Source organism: Stenotrophomonas sp. Y6, from assembly GCF_022436665.1.
GTDB classification, from domain to species: domain Bacteria; phylum Pseudomonadota; class Gammaproteobacteria; order Xanthomonadales; family Xanthomonadaceae; genus Stenotrophomonas; species Stenotrophomonas acidaminiphila_A.
In genome coordinates, this window is sequence record NZ_JAKUKB010000003.1 from 302,229 (window position 1) to 317,565 (window position 15,337).

Annotated in this window: 16 protein-coding genes and 3 tRNA genes; 7 read left to right on the top strand and 12 right to left on the bottom strand. The window is 69.4% G+C overall.

The window, feature by feature from the left end; all coding sequences use genetic code 11:
* Positions 1 to 221 precede the first annotated feature (221 nt).
* Entirely contained in the window at positions 222 to 2,918 is a 2,697-nt protein-coding gene (gene gyrA / locus MKP15_RS04835) for a DNA gyrase subunit A (protein WP_240211967.1), read from the top strand.
* A gap of 254 nt (positions 2,919 to 3,172) precedes the next feature.
* On the opposite strand, the gene MKP15_RS04840 is transcribed toward gyrA, so the two are convergent.
* The 10 genes from MKP15_RS04840 to MKP15_RS04885 all read right to left on the bottom strand — a co-directional run bounded on the left by MKP15_RS04840 (position 3,173) and on the right by MKP15_RS04885 (position 9,227).
* A tRNA-Arg gene (locus MKP15_RS04840) sits at positions 3,173 to 3,249 on the bottom strand.
* A gap of 52 nt (positions 3,250 to 3,301) precedes the next feature.
* Positions 3,302 to 3,378 (bottom strand) — tRNA-Arg (locus MKP15_RS04845).
* 62 nt (positions 3,379 to 3,440) lie between these two features.
* Positions 3,441 to 4,283 carry an alpha/beta fold hydrolase gene (locus MKP15_RS04850; protein ID WP_240211968.1) on the bottom strand — a complete coding sequence of 281 codons (843 nt, stop codon included), beginning with the start codon at positions 4,281 to 4,283 and terminating at the stop codon, positions 3,441 to 3,443.
* Positions 4,280 to 5,089: a bifunctional hydroxymethylpyrimidine kinase/phosphomethylpyrimidine kinase gene (gene thiD, locus MKP15_RS04855; protein ID WP_240211969.1), complete on the bottom strand. Its 810-nt coding sequence runs from the start codon at positions 5,087 to 5,089 to the stop codon at positions 4,280 to 4,282. The genes MKP15_RS04850 and thiD overlap by 4 nt, the downstream gene beginning before the upstream one ends.
* Positions 5,090 to 5,124: 35 nt before the next feature.
* Positions 5,125 to 5,799 carry a YoaK family protein gene (locus tag MKP15_RS04860; RefSeq protein ID WP_104940213.1) on the bottom strand — a complete coding sequence of 225 codons (675 nt, stop codon included), beginning with the start codon at positions 5,797 to 5,799 and terminating at the stop codon, positions 5,125 to 5,127.
* Between the two features lie 25 nt (positions 5,800 to 5,824).
* Positions 5,825 to 6,301, bottom strand: a complete 477-nt coding sequence (locus MKP15_RS04865) for a hypothetical protein (protein WP_240212077.1) — start codon at positions 6,299 to 6,301, stop codon at positions 5,825 to 5,827.
* A 46-nt stretch (positions 6,302 to 6,347) separates the two neighbouring features.
* The gene (locus MKP15_RS04870; RefSeq protein WP_158681870.1) at positions 6,348 to 6,584 is read right to left on the bottom strand and encodes a hypothetical protein; all 237 of its coding nucleotides are present in this window, start codon (positions 6,582 to 6,584) and stop codon (positions 6,348 to 6,350) included.
* A gap of 42 nt (positions 6,585 to 6,626) precedes the next feature.
* Positions 6,627 to 8,027 carry a PhoH family protein gene (locus tag MKP15_RS04875; protein ID WP_240211970.1) on the bottom strand — a complete coding sequence of 467 codons (1,401 nt, stop codon included), beginning with the start codon at positions 8,025 to 8,027 and terminating at the stop codon, positions 6,627 to 6,629.
* A gap of 81 nt (positions 8,028 to 8,108) precedes the next feature.
* Entirely contained in the window at positions 8,109 to 8,588 is a 480-nt protein-coding gene (locus MKP15_RS04880; protein ID WP_240211971.1) for a peroxiredoxin, read from the bottom strand.
* 78 nt (positions 8,589 to 8,666) lie between these two features.
* A complete protein-coding gene (locus tag MKP15_RS04885) occupies positions 8,667 to 9,227 on the bottom strand; it encodes a glycine cleavage system protein R (RefSeq protein ID WP_056931767.1) in 561 nt (186 codons plus the stop codon).
* Between the two features lie 162 nt (positions 9,228 to 9,389).
* Between MKP15_RS04885 and dapA the strand changes: the two genes are divergently transcribed.
* Both dapA and MKP15_RS04895 read left to right on the top strand, forming a co-directional pair.
* A complete protein-coding gene (dapA, locus tag MKP15_RS04890; protein ID WP_240211972.1) occupies positions 9,390 to 10,283 on the top strand; it encodes a 4-hydroxy-tetrahydrodipicolinate synthase in 894 nt (297 codons plus the stop codon).
* A gap of 31 nt (positions 10,284 to 10,314) precedes the next feature.
* Entirely contained in the window at positions 10,315 to 10,824 is a 510-nt protein-coding gene (locus MKP15_RS04895; RefSeq protein WP_161614082.1) for a hypothetical protein, read from the top strand.
* A 131-nt stretch (positions 10,825 to 10,955) separates the two neighbouring features.
* On the opposite strand, the gene fdxA is transcribed toward MKP15_RS04895, so the two are convergent.
* On the bottom strand, positions 10,956 to 11,279 hold the full coding sequence (gene fdxA, locus MKP15_RS04900) for a ferredoxin FdxA (protein ID WP_161614083.1): 324 nt from the start codon (positions 11,277 to 11,279) through the stop codon (positions 10,956 to 10,958).
* Between the two features lie 223 nt (positions 11,280 to 11,502).
* Positions 11,503 to 11,577, bottom strand: a tRNA-Glu gene (locus MKP15_RS04905).
* A gap of 41 nt (positions 11,578 to 11,618) precedes the next feature.
* Here MKP15_RS04905 and pcnB point away from each other — a divergent pair.
* Genes pcnB through panC form a run of 4 tightly spaced genes read left to right on the top strand, consistent with a single transcriptional unit; the run spans position 11,619 to position 15,169 of the window.
* Positions 11,619 to 12,992, top strand: coding sequence for a polynucleotide adenylyltransferase PcnB (gene pcnB / locus MKP15_RS04910; protein ID WP_240211973.1), 1,374 nt, complete (start codon positions 11,619 to 11,621; stop codon positions 12,990 to 12,992).
* A 5-nt stretch (positions 12,993 to 12,997) separates the two neighbouring features.
* Complete coding sequence (folK, locus tag MKP15_RS04915; protein WP_104939025.1) at positions 12,998 to 13,486, top strand: 2-amino-4-hydroxy-6-hydroxymethyldihydropteridine diphosphokinase; 489 nt, start codon at positions 12,998 to 13,000, stop codon at positions 13,484 to 13,486.
* Between the two features lie 31 nt (positions 13,487 to 13,517).
* Positions 13,518 to 14,333, top strand: coding sequence for a 3-methyl-2-oxobutanoate hydroxymethyltransferase (gene panB / locus MKP15_RS04920; protein WP_240211974.1), 816 nt, complete (start codon positions 13,518 to 13,520; stop codon positions 14,331 to 14,333).
* On the top strand, positions 14,330 to 15,169 hold the full coding sequence (gene panC, locus MKP15_RS04925) for a pantoate--beta-alanine ligase (RefSeq protein WP_104939023.1): 840 nt from the start codon (positions 14,330 to 14,332) through the stop codon (positions 15,167 to 15,169). The genes panB and panC overlap by 4 nt, the downstream gene beginning before the upstream one ends.
* The last annotated feature ends 168 nt before the right edge of the window (positions 15,170 to 15,337 follow it).

Consider the following 15,337-nt stretch of genomic DNA (forward strand, 5'->3'; position numbering starts at 1 on the left):
GCGGGCGCCGGCGGCGGGCTGCCGGCGGCGGTGCGGTAAAACCGCTGCTGACGCTGCCGCGCAGCAGCTAAGTCCCTGATTTATTCCGTTAAAAGTGCTGCCGCCCGAGGCGGCAGACGGCGCCGTGTGGTAAACTCGGCCACTTGAATCGGGCTTGTGCCGGGACCGCCCACAAGGGCCGTCGGCGCTGCTCCGGACCGCTACCAGAATACGGAATCCGAATGGCAGAAACCGCCAAGGAAATCATCCAGGTCAACCTGGAAGACGAGATGCGCAAGAGCTACCTCGATTACGCCATGAGCGTGATCGTGGGCCGCGCGCTCCCCGACGCCCGCGATGGCCTCAAGCCGGTCCATCGCCGCGTCCTCTACGCGATGCAGGAGCTTGGCGCGCACGCCAACAAGCCGTACTACAAGTCGGCGCGCATCGTCGGTGACGTCATCGGCAAGTACCACCCGCACGGCGACAGCGCGGTCTACGATACGCTGGTGCGCATGGCGCAGCCGTTCTCGCTGCGCTACATGCAGATCGACGGCCAGGGCAACTTCGGCTCGGTCGACGGCGACAGCCCGGCGGCGATGCGTTACACCGAATCGCGCCTGTCGCGGATCAGCCACGAGATGCTGGCCGACATCGACAAGGAAACCGTCGATTTCCAGCCCAACTACGACGAGAAGGAACTGGAGCCGACGGTCCTGCCGACGCGCTTCCCGAACCTGCTGGTCAATGGCTCGGCCGGCATCGCGGTGGGCATGGCCACCAACATCCCGCCGCACAACCTCACCGAATCCATCAACGCCTGCATCGCGCTGATCGACAACCCGTCGATCGACGTGGACGGGCTGATGGAGTACATCCCGGGGCCTGATTTCCCGACCGCCGGCATCATCAACGGTACCGCCGGCATCATCGCCGGCTACCGCACCGGCCGTGGCCGCGTGCGCATCCGCGCCAGGGCCGACATCGAAGTGGCCGACAACGGCCGCGAGTCGATCATCGTCACCGAGATTCCCTACCAGGTGAACAAGGCGCGGCTGATCGAGAAGATCGCCGAGCTGGTCAAGGAAAAGAAGCTCGAGGGCATCAGCGAGCTGCGCGACGAGTCCGACAAGGACGGCATGCGCATCTACATCGAGGTCAAGCGCGGCGAATCGGCCGAGGTGGTGCTGAACAACCTGTACCAGCAGACCCAGATGGAGTCGGTGTTCGGCATCAACATGGTGGCGCTGGTCGACGGCCGCCCGAAGCTGCTGAACCTCAAGGAGATGCTGGAGGCGTTCGTCCGCCACCGCCGCGAGGTGGTCACCCGCCGCACCATCTTCGAACTGCGCAAGGCGCGCGCCCGCGCGCACGTGCTGGAAGGCCTGACCGTCGCGCTGGCCAACATCGACGAGATGATCGAGCTGATCAAGACCTCGTCCAACCCCGCCGAGGCCAAGGAGCGCATGCTCGCCAAGGTGTGGGAGCCGGGCCTGGTCGGCGCGCTGCTGGGTGCCGCCGGCGCCGAGGCCTCGCGTCCGGAAGACCTGCCCAGGGGCATTGGCCTGGTCGACGGCCACTACCAGTTGTCCGACGTGCAGGCCACCCAGATCCTGGAAATGCGCCTGCACCGCCTCACCGGCCTGGAGCAGGACAAGCTCACCGAGGAATACAGGCAGCTGCTGGACGTGATCGCCGGGCTGATCCACATCCTGGAAAATCCCGATCGCCTGCTGCAGGTGATCCGTGAGGAGCTGGAGAGCGTGCGCGCCGAGTACGGCGACGAGCGCCGCACCGAGATCCGCCACAGCGAGGAAGACCTGGACATCCTCGACCTGATCGCGCCGGAGGACGTGGTGGTGACGCTGTCGCGCGCCGGCTACGTCAAGCGCCAGCCGGTGTCGGCCTACCGTGCGCAGAAGCGCGGCGGCCGCGGCCGCAGCGCGGCGGCGACCAAGGACGAGGATTCGATCGAACAGCTGTGGCTGGTCAACACCCATGACACGCTGCTGACATTCACCAGTTCCGGCAAGGTGTTCTGGTTGCCGGTGTACCAGCTGCCGGAGGCCGGCTCCAACGCGCGTGGCCGCCCGATCATCAACTGGATCGCGCTGGAGAACGGCGAGCGCGTGCAGGCGGTGCTGCCGGTGCGCGAGTACGACGACAACCACTTCGTGTTCTTCGCCACCCGCAACGGCACGGTCAAGAAGACCCCGCTGAGCGAATTCGCGTTCCGCCTGGCGCGCGGCAAGATCGCCATCAACCTGGACGAGGGCGATGCGCTGGTCGGCGTCGGCCTGACCGATGGCGGGCGCGACATCCTGCTGTTCGCCTCCAACGGCAAGACCGTGCGCTTCGGCGAGGACCGGGTGCGTTCGATGGGCCGTACCGCCACCGGCGTGCGCGGCATCAAGATGGCCAAGGGCGAGGAAGTGGTCAGCCTGATCGTGGCCGAAAGCGCCGGCGGCGCCGAGGACGAGAACGAGGACGACAACGGCGTCGAGGAGATCGCGGCCGAGGGCGGCGAGATCATCGAGTCGGCCGACGATGCCGGCGTGCAGTACATCCTCACCGCCACCGAGAACGGTTACGGCAAGCGCACGCCGCTGGCCGACTACCCGCGCAAGGGGCGTGGCACGCAGGGCGTGATCGGCATCCAGACCAGCGAGCGCAACGGCAGGCTGGTCAGCGCGGTGCTGCTGGGCACGGGCGACGAGGTGCTGCTGATCTCCGATGGTGGCACCCTGGTGCGCACCCGCGGTTCGGAAATCTCGCGCGTGGGCCGCAACACCCAGGGCGTGACCCTGATCCGCCTGTCCAAGGGCGAGAAGCTGCAGGCGGTCGAACGCCTGGATGCGTCGCTGCAGTCGGGCGACGACGCCGACGAGGATCCGGTGTCCGACGGGGCGGAGCAGGGCGTGCCGGTATCGGAGGGCTGAAAAGCCACCGTCCGCGTTGCATGAAAGCGCCGGCGCAAGCCGGCGTTTTTTTTGCCGCCCGTCCGTCCAAGCGGGTTGTCGCGCGGCGTTCGCCAGGCAGGCCTGCCGGTACGGTGGCCGTGGCCGCTGCGCTGGACCTGTCTTGAGGCATCGCGTGCGGTGTGTTGAAGGCTGGTGCGGCAGCGGGCCCGTCGCGCTCGCGGCTTTTCCGGAGCGCAAAAAAAACAGCAGGCAATGCCTGCTGTTCGGTGTAATGGCGCGCCCGGAGAGATTCGAACTCCCGACCGCCTGGTTCGTAGCCAGGTACTCTATCCAACTGAGCTACGGGCGCGTTTTACCTTTATTGTTCTGACGGGGAGCACTGTATGTGCAGTGTTCCAAACTGGCGCGCCCGGAGAGATTCGAACTCCCGACCGCCTGGTTCGTAGCCAGGTACTCTATCCAACTGAGCTACGGGCGCGTCGTCAGGAGCGGAATTATGCGGATATGACGCGCAGGCGTCAACGCTTTTGTGAAATTTTCCTATAACGCTGCCGATGCCAGCGCATCGGCGACGATGGCCGGTGATTTCATCCAGCTGAAATGGTCCGCGCGGGTGCCCAGCTCGCTGCCGGACAGGATCCGCAGCGTCGCCGGCGCGGCCGGCAGCTTGGACAGCAGGTGGCGCATGGATCCGGCCGGGGCCAGCCAATCGGCCTCGAACAGCAGCGCGTTCACCGGCAGCGCGAGCGCGCGCATCGCCGCCTCCAGGTCGACCGCCAGCCCCGCCGCGGCGTAACGGCCGCTGAGGCCCACCCGGGCCCAGTCCTGGATCAGGCCGCGTGCCTCGTTGCCGCCGAAGCCGAGCTGGCGCCCGGGCAGCGCCCCGCGCCGGTGCGCCAGCCAGGGCAGGAAACGGTAGGCCGACGGCAGCAGCCAGCGCCGCGGCGCCGGGAAACCCGGCCACCACGGGGTGCCACTGGCGACCAGCCAGAGCGCGGTGAACGCCTCCGGGTGCAGGCCGGCATGGCAGCACGCCAGTTGTCCGCCGAGGCTGTGCCCGCCCAGCCGCAGCGCGAGCCCGGGCAGCGCCGAGCGGACCGCTGCCTCGGCGGCGGGGAGGTCGTGCAGCAGCAGCTCGCGATAGCCCCAGTCGTCGCGCCTGCCGGCGCGCAGGCTGCTGCTGCCGTTGCCGCGCCATTCGTGCACGAATACGGCGACGTCGCGTGCGCCCAGGGCCTCGGCCAGCGCCAGATAGTGGCGGGCGGCCACGCCCAGGGCGGGCAGCCACAGCACCGCCGCCCGCGGCTGCGCGGGTACCTGGGCGAGCAGCTGGAAGCGGTGTCCGTCGGCCGCGGCGACGTCGATGACGGTATGCGCGCTCATGCCGGCCCGGCGGCGCCGAAGTGATCCAGCACCATGACCTCGCCGCGCCCGGGGTGGTAGCCGTTGCGCAGCCCGCGGGCCACGTAGTCGATGGCGGCCCCGCAGGCATTGGGCAGCGACAGCCCGCGGCACAGCTGCGCGGCGATGGCCGCCGCGAGGGTGCAGCCGGTGCCGTGCGCATTTACCGGCAGCCGGGCGTGGCTGAACTCCTCGCCGGTGACGCCATCGAAGTAGCGGTCGATCACCCGCGGGCCTTCATCCAGGTGCCCGCCCTTGAGCAGCACCGCCCCGGCGCCGAGCCCGAGCAGCGCGGCGGCGGCGTCCTCGGCCTCGCCGGCGTTGCCGATGCGGCGACCGAGCAGCAGTTCGGCCTCGGGCGCATTCGGCGTGAGCAGCGTGGCCAGCGGCAGCAGGCGCTCGCGCAGCGCGCGCAGCGCGCTGGCTTCCAGCAGGCGCGCGCCGCTGGTGGCGACCATCACCGGGTCCAGCACCACCTGCGGCGGCCGGCGCGTTTCCAGCACGTCGGCGACCAGGTGGATGACATCGGCGTTGGCGAGCATGCCGAGCTTGACCCCGTGGATGTCGAAATCATCGAAGCAGGCGTCGAGCTGGGCCTGCAGGAATTCCAGCGGCGGCACGTGCACGGCGACGACGCCGCGGGTGTTCTGTGCGGTCAGCGCGGCGATCGCGGACAGGCCATGCACGCGGTGCGCGGCGAAGGCCTTGAGGTCGGCCTGGATGCCGGCGCCGCCACCCGAATCGGAGCCGGCGATGGTGAGGACGGAAACGGGAGTGGAAGGCGTCATGGCACGATTGTGCCGCGTTTGGCCTGCTGCTGCCGTCAGGGCGCGGGGTACAGGTGCTGCGACAGCCGGTAGATGATGTAGGTGGCGCCGGTGCAGCCGGTCAGCAGCGCCGGCGCGAGCAGCGCGTCGTACCCGTAACGCTGGAACAGCCAGGCGCCGATGATGCCGCCGGCGAGGAAGCCGCTGATGATCAGCCCGCTCAGCGTCAGCCGCCGCATCTGCAGCGGCAGCCCGCGCAGCAGATGGCCCAGGCCGATGCCCAGGTCGGTGAACATGCCGCTGAGGTGGGTGGTGCGCACCACCGCGCCGCTGAAAGTGGTGACCATGGCGTTCTGCAGGCCGCAGGCCATGGCCGCGGCCAGCGCGCCCCATATCTGCTGTTGCTTGAACAACGGGATCGCCACCAGCAGCAACAGCGATTCGATGGTCAGCACCACGCCGTAGCGCCGGCCCAGCCGCAAGGTGCCGTCCTGCACGATCAGCCCGCTGAGCATGGCGCCCAGCGAGAAGGCGATCAGCATGCCCCACAGGTGCGACACGCTGCGCCAGTCGCGCTGCGCCAGGGCCATGCCGAGCTGGCTGGTGGTACCGGTGAGGTGGCTGACCGCCTGGTGCTCGAAGCCGAGGAAGCCGACCACGTTGACCATGCCGGCCACGCAGGACAGCGCGATCGCGCCGATCCATACCCAGCGGGGGAGCTGTATGCCCATGGCGCTGACGGTACCGCCGGCCCGCTCAGAAACCGCCGTTGCGGGCGATCTCGGAGAAGCTGCCGGTCTGCGGGTCGTACACCGCCCCCCAGAAGGCCGCGCCGCCGTCGCAGACCCGCACCGCCTCGCGCGCCGGGTTGGTCTTGTCGTGGTCGGGCAGGGTGAAGGCGTTGATGTAGATCAGCTGCCGGCCCCGCGCGATGAAGCCCACGTACTGGCGGTTGGAGCGTGCCGGCTCGGCGATGGTGGGCTGCAGCTGCTGCAGGCGGCTTTCCAGCGCGTCGATCTGCGCGCGGCTGGGCGCCCAGTAACCGCTGACGCCATCGGGCTGCCTGGCGGGACTGTCGCGCGAGCAGGTGTCGAGCACCTGCGCGGCGACGAGCGGGCGCGTGACCACCCACGACTGCCCGGCCTTGATCGCTGTCGGCACGGTGGCGCCGGGCTTCACGTTGGCCGGCGTGCAGGCGGCCAGCGCGAGCAGGCCGGGGACGAACAGGAGCAGGGAACGGGCGGCTTTCACGGCGACTCCGGGCAGTGCGTGGCGGACTTCAGGCAGTGGTGGCAGGGGCGGGCGCGTAGCTCTCAAGGTAACCACAACCGGTGCAGCGATAGGTGCGCGTGGCCAGTTTCTGGCGCGGCGTCTTCAGGCCCATCCAGAACGACTTCTGCGGCTGGCCTTCCACCCAGGCCGTGATCGAGCGTTCATTGGCATGACCCTCCTCCAGCAGATAGCCGGGGTGCATCGGAGCGTGGCATTTGCAGCATTCCAGTTCGGGATGGGTCATGGGCATGGGCGCTCGGGAGGGCGGGGCATCGCGTCGGCGACGTTACAGTACTTCGGATGCGTAATCGGCCAGCCGCGAGCGCTCGCCGCGGCGCAGGGTGATGTGCGCGCTGTGCGGCCAGTTCTTGAAGCGGTCCACGGCGTAGGTCAGGCCCGAGGTGGTCTCGGTCAGGTAGGGCGTATCGATCTGTTCGACGTTGCCCAGGCAGACGATCTTGGTGCCGGGGCCGGCGCGGGTGATCAGCGTCTTCATCTGCTTCGGGGTGAGGTTCTGCGCCTCGTCCAGGATCAGGTAGCGCGACAGGAAAGTGCGCCCGCGCATGAAGTTCAGCGAACGGATCTTGATGCGCGAGGCCAGCAGGTCGTTGGTGGCCGCGCGGCCCCAGGCGCCGCCTTCCTGGTTGTGGGTGAGCACTTCCAGGTTGTCGGTGAGCGCGCCCATCCATGGCGTCATCTTCTCTTCCTCGGTGCCGGGCAGGAAGCCGATGTCCTCGCCGACGCTGACCGTGGCGCGGGTCATGATGATCTCGCGGTAGCGCTGGGTGTCCATGGTCTGCGCCAGGCCGGCGGCCAGCGCCAGCAGGGTCTTGCCGGTGCCGGCGGTGCCGAGCAGGGTGACGAAGTCGATCTCCGGGTCCATCAGCGCGTTGAGCGCGAAGTTCTGCTCGCGGTTGCGCGCGGTGATGCCCCACACCGAATGCGCGCCGTGGCGGAAGTCATCGACCAGGGTCAGGGTGATGCGGCCATCGGCCTCGACCCGGGCGACCTTGAGTTCGACCTCGTCATCGCCCGGCAGGTAGACGTACTGGTTGGGGAACCACTGTTCGTCGTCAGTGGCGCGGATCTCGTAGCTGGTGCGGCCCTTGTCGCTCCAGCTGCGCAGGTCGCTTGCGTGCTTCTTCCAGAAATCCTCGGGCAGCGCGGTGGCGCCGGTGTACAGCAGGCTGAAGTCGTCCAGCGCGCGGTCGTTCTCGTAATCCTCCGAGTTGATCCCGGCGATGGCCGCCTTGATCCGCAGGTTGATGTCCTTGGACACGAACACCACCGGCACGTCCGGGGTCTGTTCCTTCAGCGCCAGGATCGCGCCGAGGATCGCGTTGTCCGGGATCACCGCGCCGAAGCTCTTGCCGGCCTCGAAATGGCTGGTCTGGAAGTACAGGTGGCCGGCGCTGCGCGCGCCGCGCAACTGCAGTCCCTGCGGCAGCACCAGCGGCACGCCTCTGGCGATGCCGCCGATGCCGGAGGCCTCGATCAGCTCGTTGAGGAAGCGGCTGACCTGGCGCGCGTTGCGGCTGGCCTCGGAGGTGCCCTTCTTGCCGTTGTCCAGTTCCTCGATCACCTGCATCGGCAGGTAGACGTCGTGCTCCTCGAATTTGAACAGCGCGGTCGGATCGTGCATCAGCACGTTGGTATCCAGCACGTAGATGCGCTTGCCTCGGGTCATCGTCGATTCCTGGTTACGGGCAGGGAAAAACCGCCACGACCTGCGGGGCAGGGGCGCGGCGAACGAGGTGGGCGATGGGACTCACGTGGACCGGGCGGCCTTCAGGGCGTCGAGCACGGCCTGGGCATGGCCGGCGACCTTGACCTTGCGCCATTCCTGCACCAGGGTGCCGTCGGGCGAGACCAGGAAGGTGCTGCGCTCGATGCCGCGCACCTGCTTGCCGTACATGTTCTTCATGCGGATCACGTCGAAGGCATTGCACAGCGCCTCGTCGCCATCGCTGATGAGCGGGAACCCGAAGCCCTGCTTCGCGCAGAAGTTGTCGTGCGACTTCACCGAGTCGCGGGAGACGCCGAACACCCGCGCGCCGGCGCGCTTGAACGCCGGCAGCAGGGCGTTGAACTCCAAGCCTTCGGTGGTGCAGCCGGGGGTACTGTCCTTCGGGTAGAAGTACAGCACCAGCCAGTGGCCGGCCTGCGCGGCGAGGGTGGTAGTGGCGCCGCCGGACAAGGCCAGCGGCAGCTCGAGGGTGGTGCGGTCCAGGGTATCGCCGATGTTCATCAGATCCTTTCCGGAGCCTGGGGTACTTCCATTGCAGCTACATGAAACGCCGCACGCCCGTGACGGACGCGCGAATGTTCAGAACTTCATCGGGTCCATGATCGCGTCCAGGTTGAGGTGGTCGCAGAACTCGAGGAAATCGTCGCGCAGCGCGGCGATGTGCATGTTGGCCGGCACGCCGATGGTGATCTGCGCCGAGAACATCTCCGCGCCGGTCTGCATGGCCTGGTAGCGGGTGCTCTGCAGGTTCTCGATGGTGATGCCCTGGCGGTCGAAGAAGTCGGCCAGCTGGAACAGGATGCCGGGCTTGTCCGCGGCGATCACTTCCACGATGTAGGGCAGCAGGTTGGACTGGGCCTGCTTGGCGGCGGTGCGGTACCACACCAGCTTCAGGCCTTCCTCGCGCTCCAGCCGGGTCAGCATCGCCTCGAGCTTGGCCACCGCGTCCCACGAGCCGGTGGCCAGCGTGGTGACCGAGACATCGCGCCCCACCGTGGACAGCCGCGCGTCGACCAGGTTGCAGCCACTGTCGGCGATGCGGCGGGTGACGGACAGCAGCGGGGACTCCGGATGCGTCGTGTAGGCGTTGATCAGGAGGTGGTTTTCGGTCGGCTGCGGCCGCGGGGTGCTGTTGGTCAAGGTGGTTCCGGGGTGCTCTGTGAGTCTGAACGGCGCCGGCGCGGGCACGTTCGCTGGCACCCAGCATACTTGCCCGTGCTTTCGACCGGCAAGTAACATGCCCCCGGTCACGAACCCGCCGCCAGGCGGGATTCCCAGCCCCCTCGAAGAACGGCGTTCCCCTTGTCCATTTCCGGCCTCATCACCGCCCTGGCGACGCCTTTCCTTGCCGACGGCGCACTGGATGGCGCCGGTTGGCGGCGGCTGCTGGCGCTGCAGGAAGCCGGGGGCGCGCAGGGCGTGGTGGTGGCCGGCTCCACCGGCGAGGCGGCCACCCTGTCCGACGCCGAATACGACACCCTGCTGCGCACCGCCGTGGAGGTCCTCGGTGGCCGCATGCCGGTGCTTGCCGGGACCGGCCATTCCGGTACCGCCCGCACCATCGAGGCGACCCGCCGTGCCGCGCGCAACGGTGCCACCCATGCGCTGGTGGTCACCCCGCCCTATGTGCGCCCGACCCAGGACGGTCTGTGCCAGCATTACCTGGCCGTGGCCGAGCAGGGCGGGCTGCCGGTGGTGCTGTACAACGTGCCCGGCCGCACCGGCTGCGACCTGCTGCCCGACACCGTGGCGCAGCTGGCGGCGCATCCGCGGATCGTCGGCATCAAGGAAGCGGTCAGCGACCCGACCCGCATGAAGGCGCTGCTGGAACTGCGCGGCGACGGCTTTGCCGTCCTCGGCGGCGACGATGCCAGCGCCGCGCGCGCGCTGCTGGCCGGTGCAGACGGCCTGGTGTCGGTCGGTTCCAACGTGCTGCCGGGGGCGTTCCGTACCCTGTGCGACCTGGCGCGCGCCGGCAACCATGCCGCCGCCGAAGCCTGGGACGCGCGCTTGCAGCCCTACCACGATTTCTTCACCCTCGAGTCCAACCCGATCCCGGTCAAGGCATTGCTGCAGCGCCTGGGCATCGGCCATGGACTGCGCCTGCCGCTGTTGCCCCTGTCCGCCCCGCACCACGCCGCCGCCGACCACCTGGCGGCCGACGTGGGCGCCCTGGAAGCACTATCCAGCCACTGAACCTGCAGTGGCCAGAACCTGGAGATCCACCATGCGTCATTCCCGTTCCGCCGTCCGCGCACTTTCGCTGGCCCTGCTGGCCATCGCCACCACCGTCACCGCGACCGGCTGCTTCAAGCGTGGCGCGCGCGGCGACTACGCGCTGGCGCCGGAAATGCGTCCGCTCGAAGTGCCGCCGGACCTGACCCTGCCCAACACCGCCGGCGCGTCGCAGGTGCCGGCGCTGGCATCGGCCGCGCGTCCGGCGCAGCCCGCCGCGGCGCAGCCGGCGCAGGGCGGCTTCACCGCCAGCGGCAGCCGCGACGAGGTGTTCGGCAAGGTCGGCGACGCCCTGGCCACGGTCGAGGGCGTGACCATCGCCAGCCGCGCGCAGCTGCTGGGCTCGTACGACGTGGCCTATGAAGGCAGCAATTTCCTGGTGCGCGTGGTCGGCGTCGATGCCGGCGCCTACGTGTCGGCGGTCGATCCGCGTGGCCTGCCGGCCACCGATCCGGCGGCGATCAAGCTGCTCGGTGCGCTGAAGGCCAAGCTGGCGCCGTAAGTACGGTTGCCGTTGCCCATGGCGGCATGCCGCCATGGGGCCCCGGGGCGCGGGGCCGGCCGGGCCCGCGCCAGCGCGCGGAAACGAAAAGGGCGCCGACGGCGCCCTTTTTTCGTGTCCCGCCTGGCGGGTCAGCGTTCCAGCAGCTTGAGCTTGTCCGGCTTGCCGTCCCACTCGGCGGCATCGGCCGGCGGGTCCTTGCGCACGGTCAGTACCGGCCAGGCCTTGGCCAGCTCGGCGTTCAGCGCGACGAAGGCTTCCTGGCCCGCCGGCACATCGTCCTCCGGATAGATGGCGTTGACCGGGCATTCCGGCTCGCACAGGGTGCAGTCGATGCACTCGTCCGGGTCGATCACCAGGAAGTTGGGGCCTTCATGGAAGCAGTCCACGGGGCAGACTTCGACGCAATCGGTGTGTTTGCACTTGATGCAGTTTTCGGTGACGACAAAGGGCATGACGGGGTCCGGCGTTGAACGCGCCAATTCTAGAGCAGGATGCCGTCGCTGGGCGGGACCATTTTCATTCGCGCCGGCTGTTGCGCGCCGGCCATGCCCGTGGCGTGTGCCAGGGCGCGGCGGCCGGCCTGCGCTGGTGGCGCCGCCGCGATGCGCCGGTGGCGAGGGCGCGGGCAACAAAAAACCCCGCACGGGCGGGGCTTTTTGATTTCGCGGACGGAGTTGGCGCTCCCTAGGGGACTCGAACCCCTGTTTTAGCCTTGAGAGGGCCACGTCCTAACCACTAGACGAAGGGAGCGTTTGGTCGCGTCCGGCGAGCGCGCTAGTATATGCACCTGTTTGCCGTCAGGCAACCCTGCAACCCCAACCGGAATCGCCAACATCAATTCCACAGTTACAACGCCGTTCACCCTGCGCGTCATCCCGCGCGACCAGCACACCATTTCGCGCAAGGACGTCAGTCCCAACGCCCTGCGTGTGCTCTACCGCCTGCGCGAGGCCGGGTTCGGTGCCTACCTGGTCGGCGGCGCCGTCCGCGACCTGCTGGTAGGGGGGCGGCCCAAGGATTTCGACGTGGCCACCGATGCCACGCCGGAGCAGATCAAGCAGCTGTTCCGCAACTGCCGGCTGATCGGCCGCCGCTTCCGCCTGGCGCACGTGGTGTTCGGCCGCGAGATCATCGAGGTCGCGACCTTCCGCGCCAACATCGACGACGGCAGCGGCGACCGCGAGGTCGAGAACGGCATGCTGGTGCGCGACAACGTCTACGGCAGCATCGAGGACGACGCGGTGCGCCGCGACTTCACCTGCAACGCCCTGTATTACGCCATCGAGGATTTCTCGGTACGCGACTACGTCGGCGGCTTCGAGGACGTGCTGGCGCGGCGCATGAAGCTGATCGGCGACCCCGAGCAGCGCTACCGCGAGGACCCGGTGCGCATGCTGCGCGCGGTGCGGCTGGCGGCCAAGCTCGATTTCGGGATCGAGCCGGCCACGGCCGAGCCGATCCCGCGCCTGGCCGGGCTGCTGGAAGAGGCGGCGCCGGCACGGCTGTTCGAGGAAGTGCTCAAGCTGTTCCTGTCCGGGCACGGCGTGGCCAGTTTCGAGGGCCTGGAGCGCCATGGCCTGCTGCCGGTCCTGTTCCCGGAGAGCGCGGCCGCGCTGAAGAGCAACCGCAGCGGGGCCCTGCGCCGCTTCGTGATCGAGGGGCTGCGCAGCACCGATGAGCGCGTGGCCAACGACGAGCCGGTGTCGCCGGCGTTCCTGTTCGCGCTGCTGCTGTGGCCGGCGTTCTGCCGCACCCTGATCGCCCTGCAGCGGCAGGGGCTGGCGCCGGAAGAGGCGCAGCGCCGCGCCGCCGACCGGGTGACCCTGCACCAGCTCACCACCATCGCGCTGCCGCGCCGGTTCTCGTTGCCGATGCAGGAAATCTGGCTGCTGCAGTCGCGCTTCGCCTCGCGCCAGCGCAAGCGCGTGTTCCGCACCCTGACCCATCCGCGTTTCCGCGCCGCGTTCGATTTCCTGGTGCTGCGCCAGGCCGCGTCCAGTGAACATGCCGCCGACATCGCGTTCTGGCGCGAGGCGCAGCAGCAGTCCGGGCGCGAACTGGAGTCGTCGCTGGACTCGCTGCAGGCCGAGGGCGCTGCCGAGGAGGGCGCGGCCCCGCGGCGTCGCCGCCGCCGTCGCCGCAGCAGCGCCGCCGCGGGCGAGTAAGCGCCATGGTCATGGCGTGCGTGGGCCTGGGCGCCAACCTCGGCGATGCGCCGGCCACCGTGCGTGCGGCGGTGCAGGCGTTGGCGACGCTGCCGGGCTGCCGCCTGCTGGCCGCGTCGCGGCTGTACCGCACCCCGGCCTGGGGCAACGAGGACCAGCCGGATTTCATCAATGCCGCGGTGGCGCTGGAGACCACGCTGCCGGCGCCGGCCCTGCTGGAGCGCCTGCTGGCGACCGAGCAGGCGTTCGGCCGCGTGCGCATGGCCGGCGAGCGCTGGGGCCCGCGCACGCTCGACCTGGACCTGCTGCTGTACGCGGCGCAGGTGATCGACCTGCCGCAGCTCAAGGTGCCGCATCCGCACCTGCATGAGCGCGCTTTCGCCCTGCTGCCGCTGGCCGAGGTGGCGCCGGAGGCGGTGATTCCCGGCCATGGAACGGTGCGTGGCGCGCTGGCTGCCATCGAAACCTGCGGTATCACGCCGATAGGGGGATAATGCGCGGCTCATCACCGATCGTTATCCCCACATGAGCACCCACGCAGACAGCAAGCCCTGGACCGTCCCGGCGCTGGCCGAGGCCAAGCGCAATGGCCAGAAGCTGGTGATGTTGACCGCCTACGACGCCGGTTTCGCCCGCACGTTCGATGCCAACGGGGTCGACCTGATCCTGATCGGCGATTCGCTGGGCATGGTGGTGCAGGGGCATGATTCGACCCTGCCGGTCACCGTGGCCGACATCGCCTACCACACCACCGCGGTGGCGCGGGTACTGCAGCGCGCGCTGCTGGTGGCCGACCTGCCGTTCGGCGCCGATGCCACCCCCGAGCGTGCGTTCGAGGCCTCGCTGCAGCTGCTGCGCGCCGGCGCGGAGATGGTCAAGATCGAGGGCGCCGGCTTCAAGCTGGACGTGATCCGTTACCTGGTCGAGCGCGAGATCCCGGTGTGCTCGCACCTGGGCCTGACCCCGCAGTCGGTGCTGACCCTGGGCGGCTTCAAGGTGCAGGGGCGCGGCGAAGCCGCCGAGCGGCTGCGGGCCGACGCCCGCGCGGTGGCCGCCACCGGCGCCGCGCTGCTGGTGCTCGAATGCGTGCCGTCGCCGCTGGCCGCGCAGGTCACCGCCGACGTGGCGATCCCCACCATCGGCATCGGCGCCGGCCCCGGCTGCGACGGCCAAGTGCTGGTGATGCACGATTTCCTCGGCCTGGACAGTGGCCACCGCCGGCCCAAGTTCGTCAAGGATTTCCTTGCCGAAGGCGGTTCGGTGGCCGGCGCCGTCCGCGCCTACGCCGACGCGGTCCGCGCCGGTACCTTCCCCGACGCGGAGCATGCGTACGCATCATGATCGAGACCGTCACCGAACTTTCCCGGCTGCGCGCCATCGTCGGCGGCTGGAAGCGACAGGGGCTGCGGGTGGGCTTCGTGCCGACCATGGGCAACCTGCACGCCGGCCACTATTCGCTGGTCACGCTGGCGCGCCGGCACGCCGACCGGGTGGTGTCCAGCGTATTCGTCAACCCGACCCAGTTCGGCCCGAACGAGGACTTCACCCGCTACCCGCGCACCCCCGAGGCGGACACCAGCGGGCTTGAGCAGGCCGGCTGCGACGTGCTCTGGCTGCCCACGGTCGAATCGATGTATCCGTTCGGCGTGGAGCTGGCGGCCAAGGTGCACGTGCCGGGGGTCAGCGCGCTGCTCGAGGGCGCCCACCGCCCGGGCCATTTCGACGGCGTGTGCACCGTTGTCGCGCGCCTGTTCAACCAGGTGCAGCCGGACATGGCCGCGTTCGGGCGCAAGGACTACCAGCAACTGGCGGTGATCCGGCAGATGGTGGCCGACCTAGCATTCCCGATCGAGATCGTCGGCGGCGACATCGTGCGCGAGGACGACGGCCTGGCGATGAGCTCGCGCAACCAGTACCTGACCGCCGATACCCGCCCGCAGGCCGCGGTGATCCGCCAGGTGCTGCTGGGCATGCGCGACGCCAGCCGGGCCGGCACCCCGCGGGCCCAGGTCGAGGCCGAGGGCGCGGCACGGCTGCAGGCGGCCGGGTTCCAGGTCGACTACGCGGTGGTGCGGCTGCCGGACCTGGGCGAGCCGGGCGAGGACGCAGGCGCCCGCGTGGCCCTGGTCGCCGCCCGCCTGGGCAGCACCCGGTTGATCGACAACATCGAGTTCTGACCCGCCCCGGCCGGGACCGCCGTTGTCCCGGCCGATGCGCTCCGATGTCCTGCAATGGCGCCCTCGTGGCGCCATTTCGCTGCCCGCGCGGGCGGGCAGGGCCGCTCATGTTGCAGTGCGGGCAAGGGCCCCCGCCGGTGCTAGACTGCGTGCTTTCTATCGCAGTTT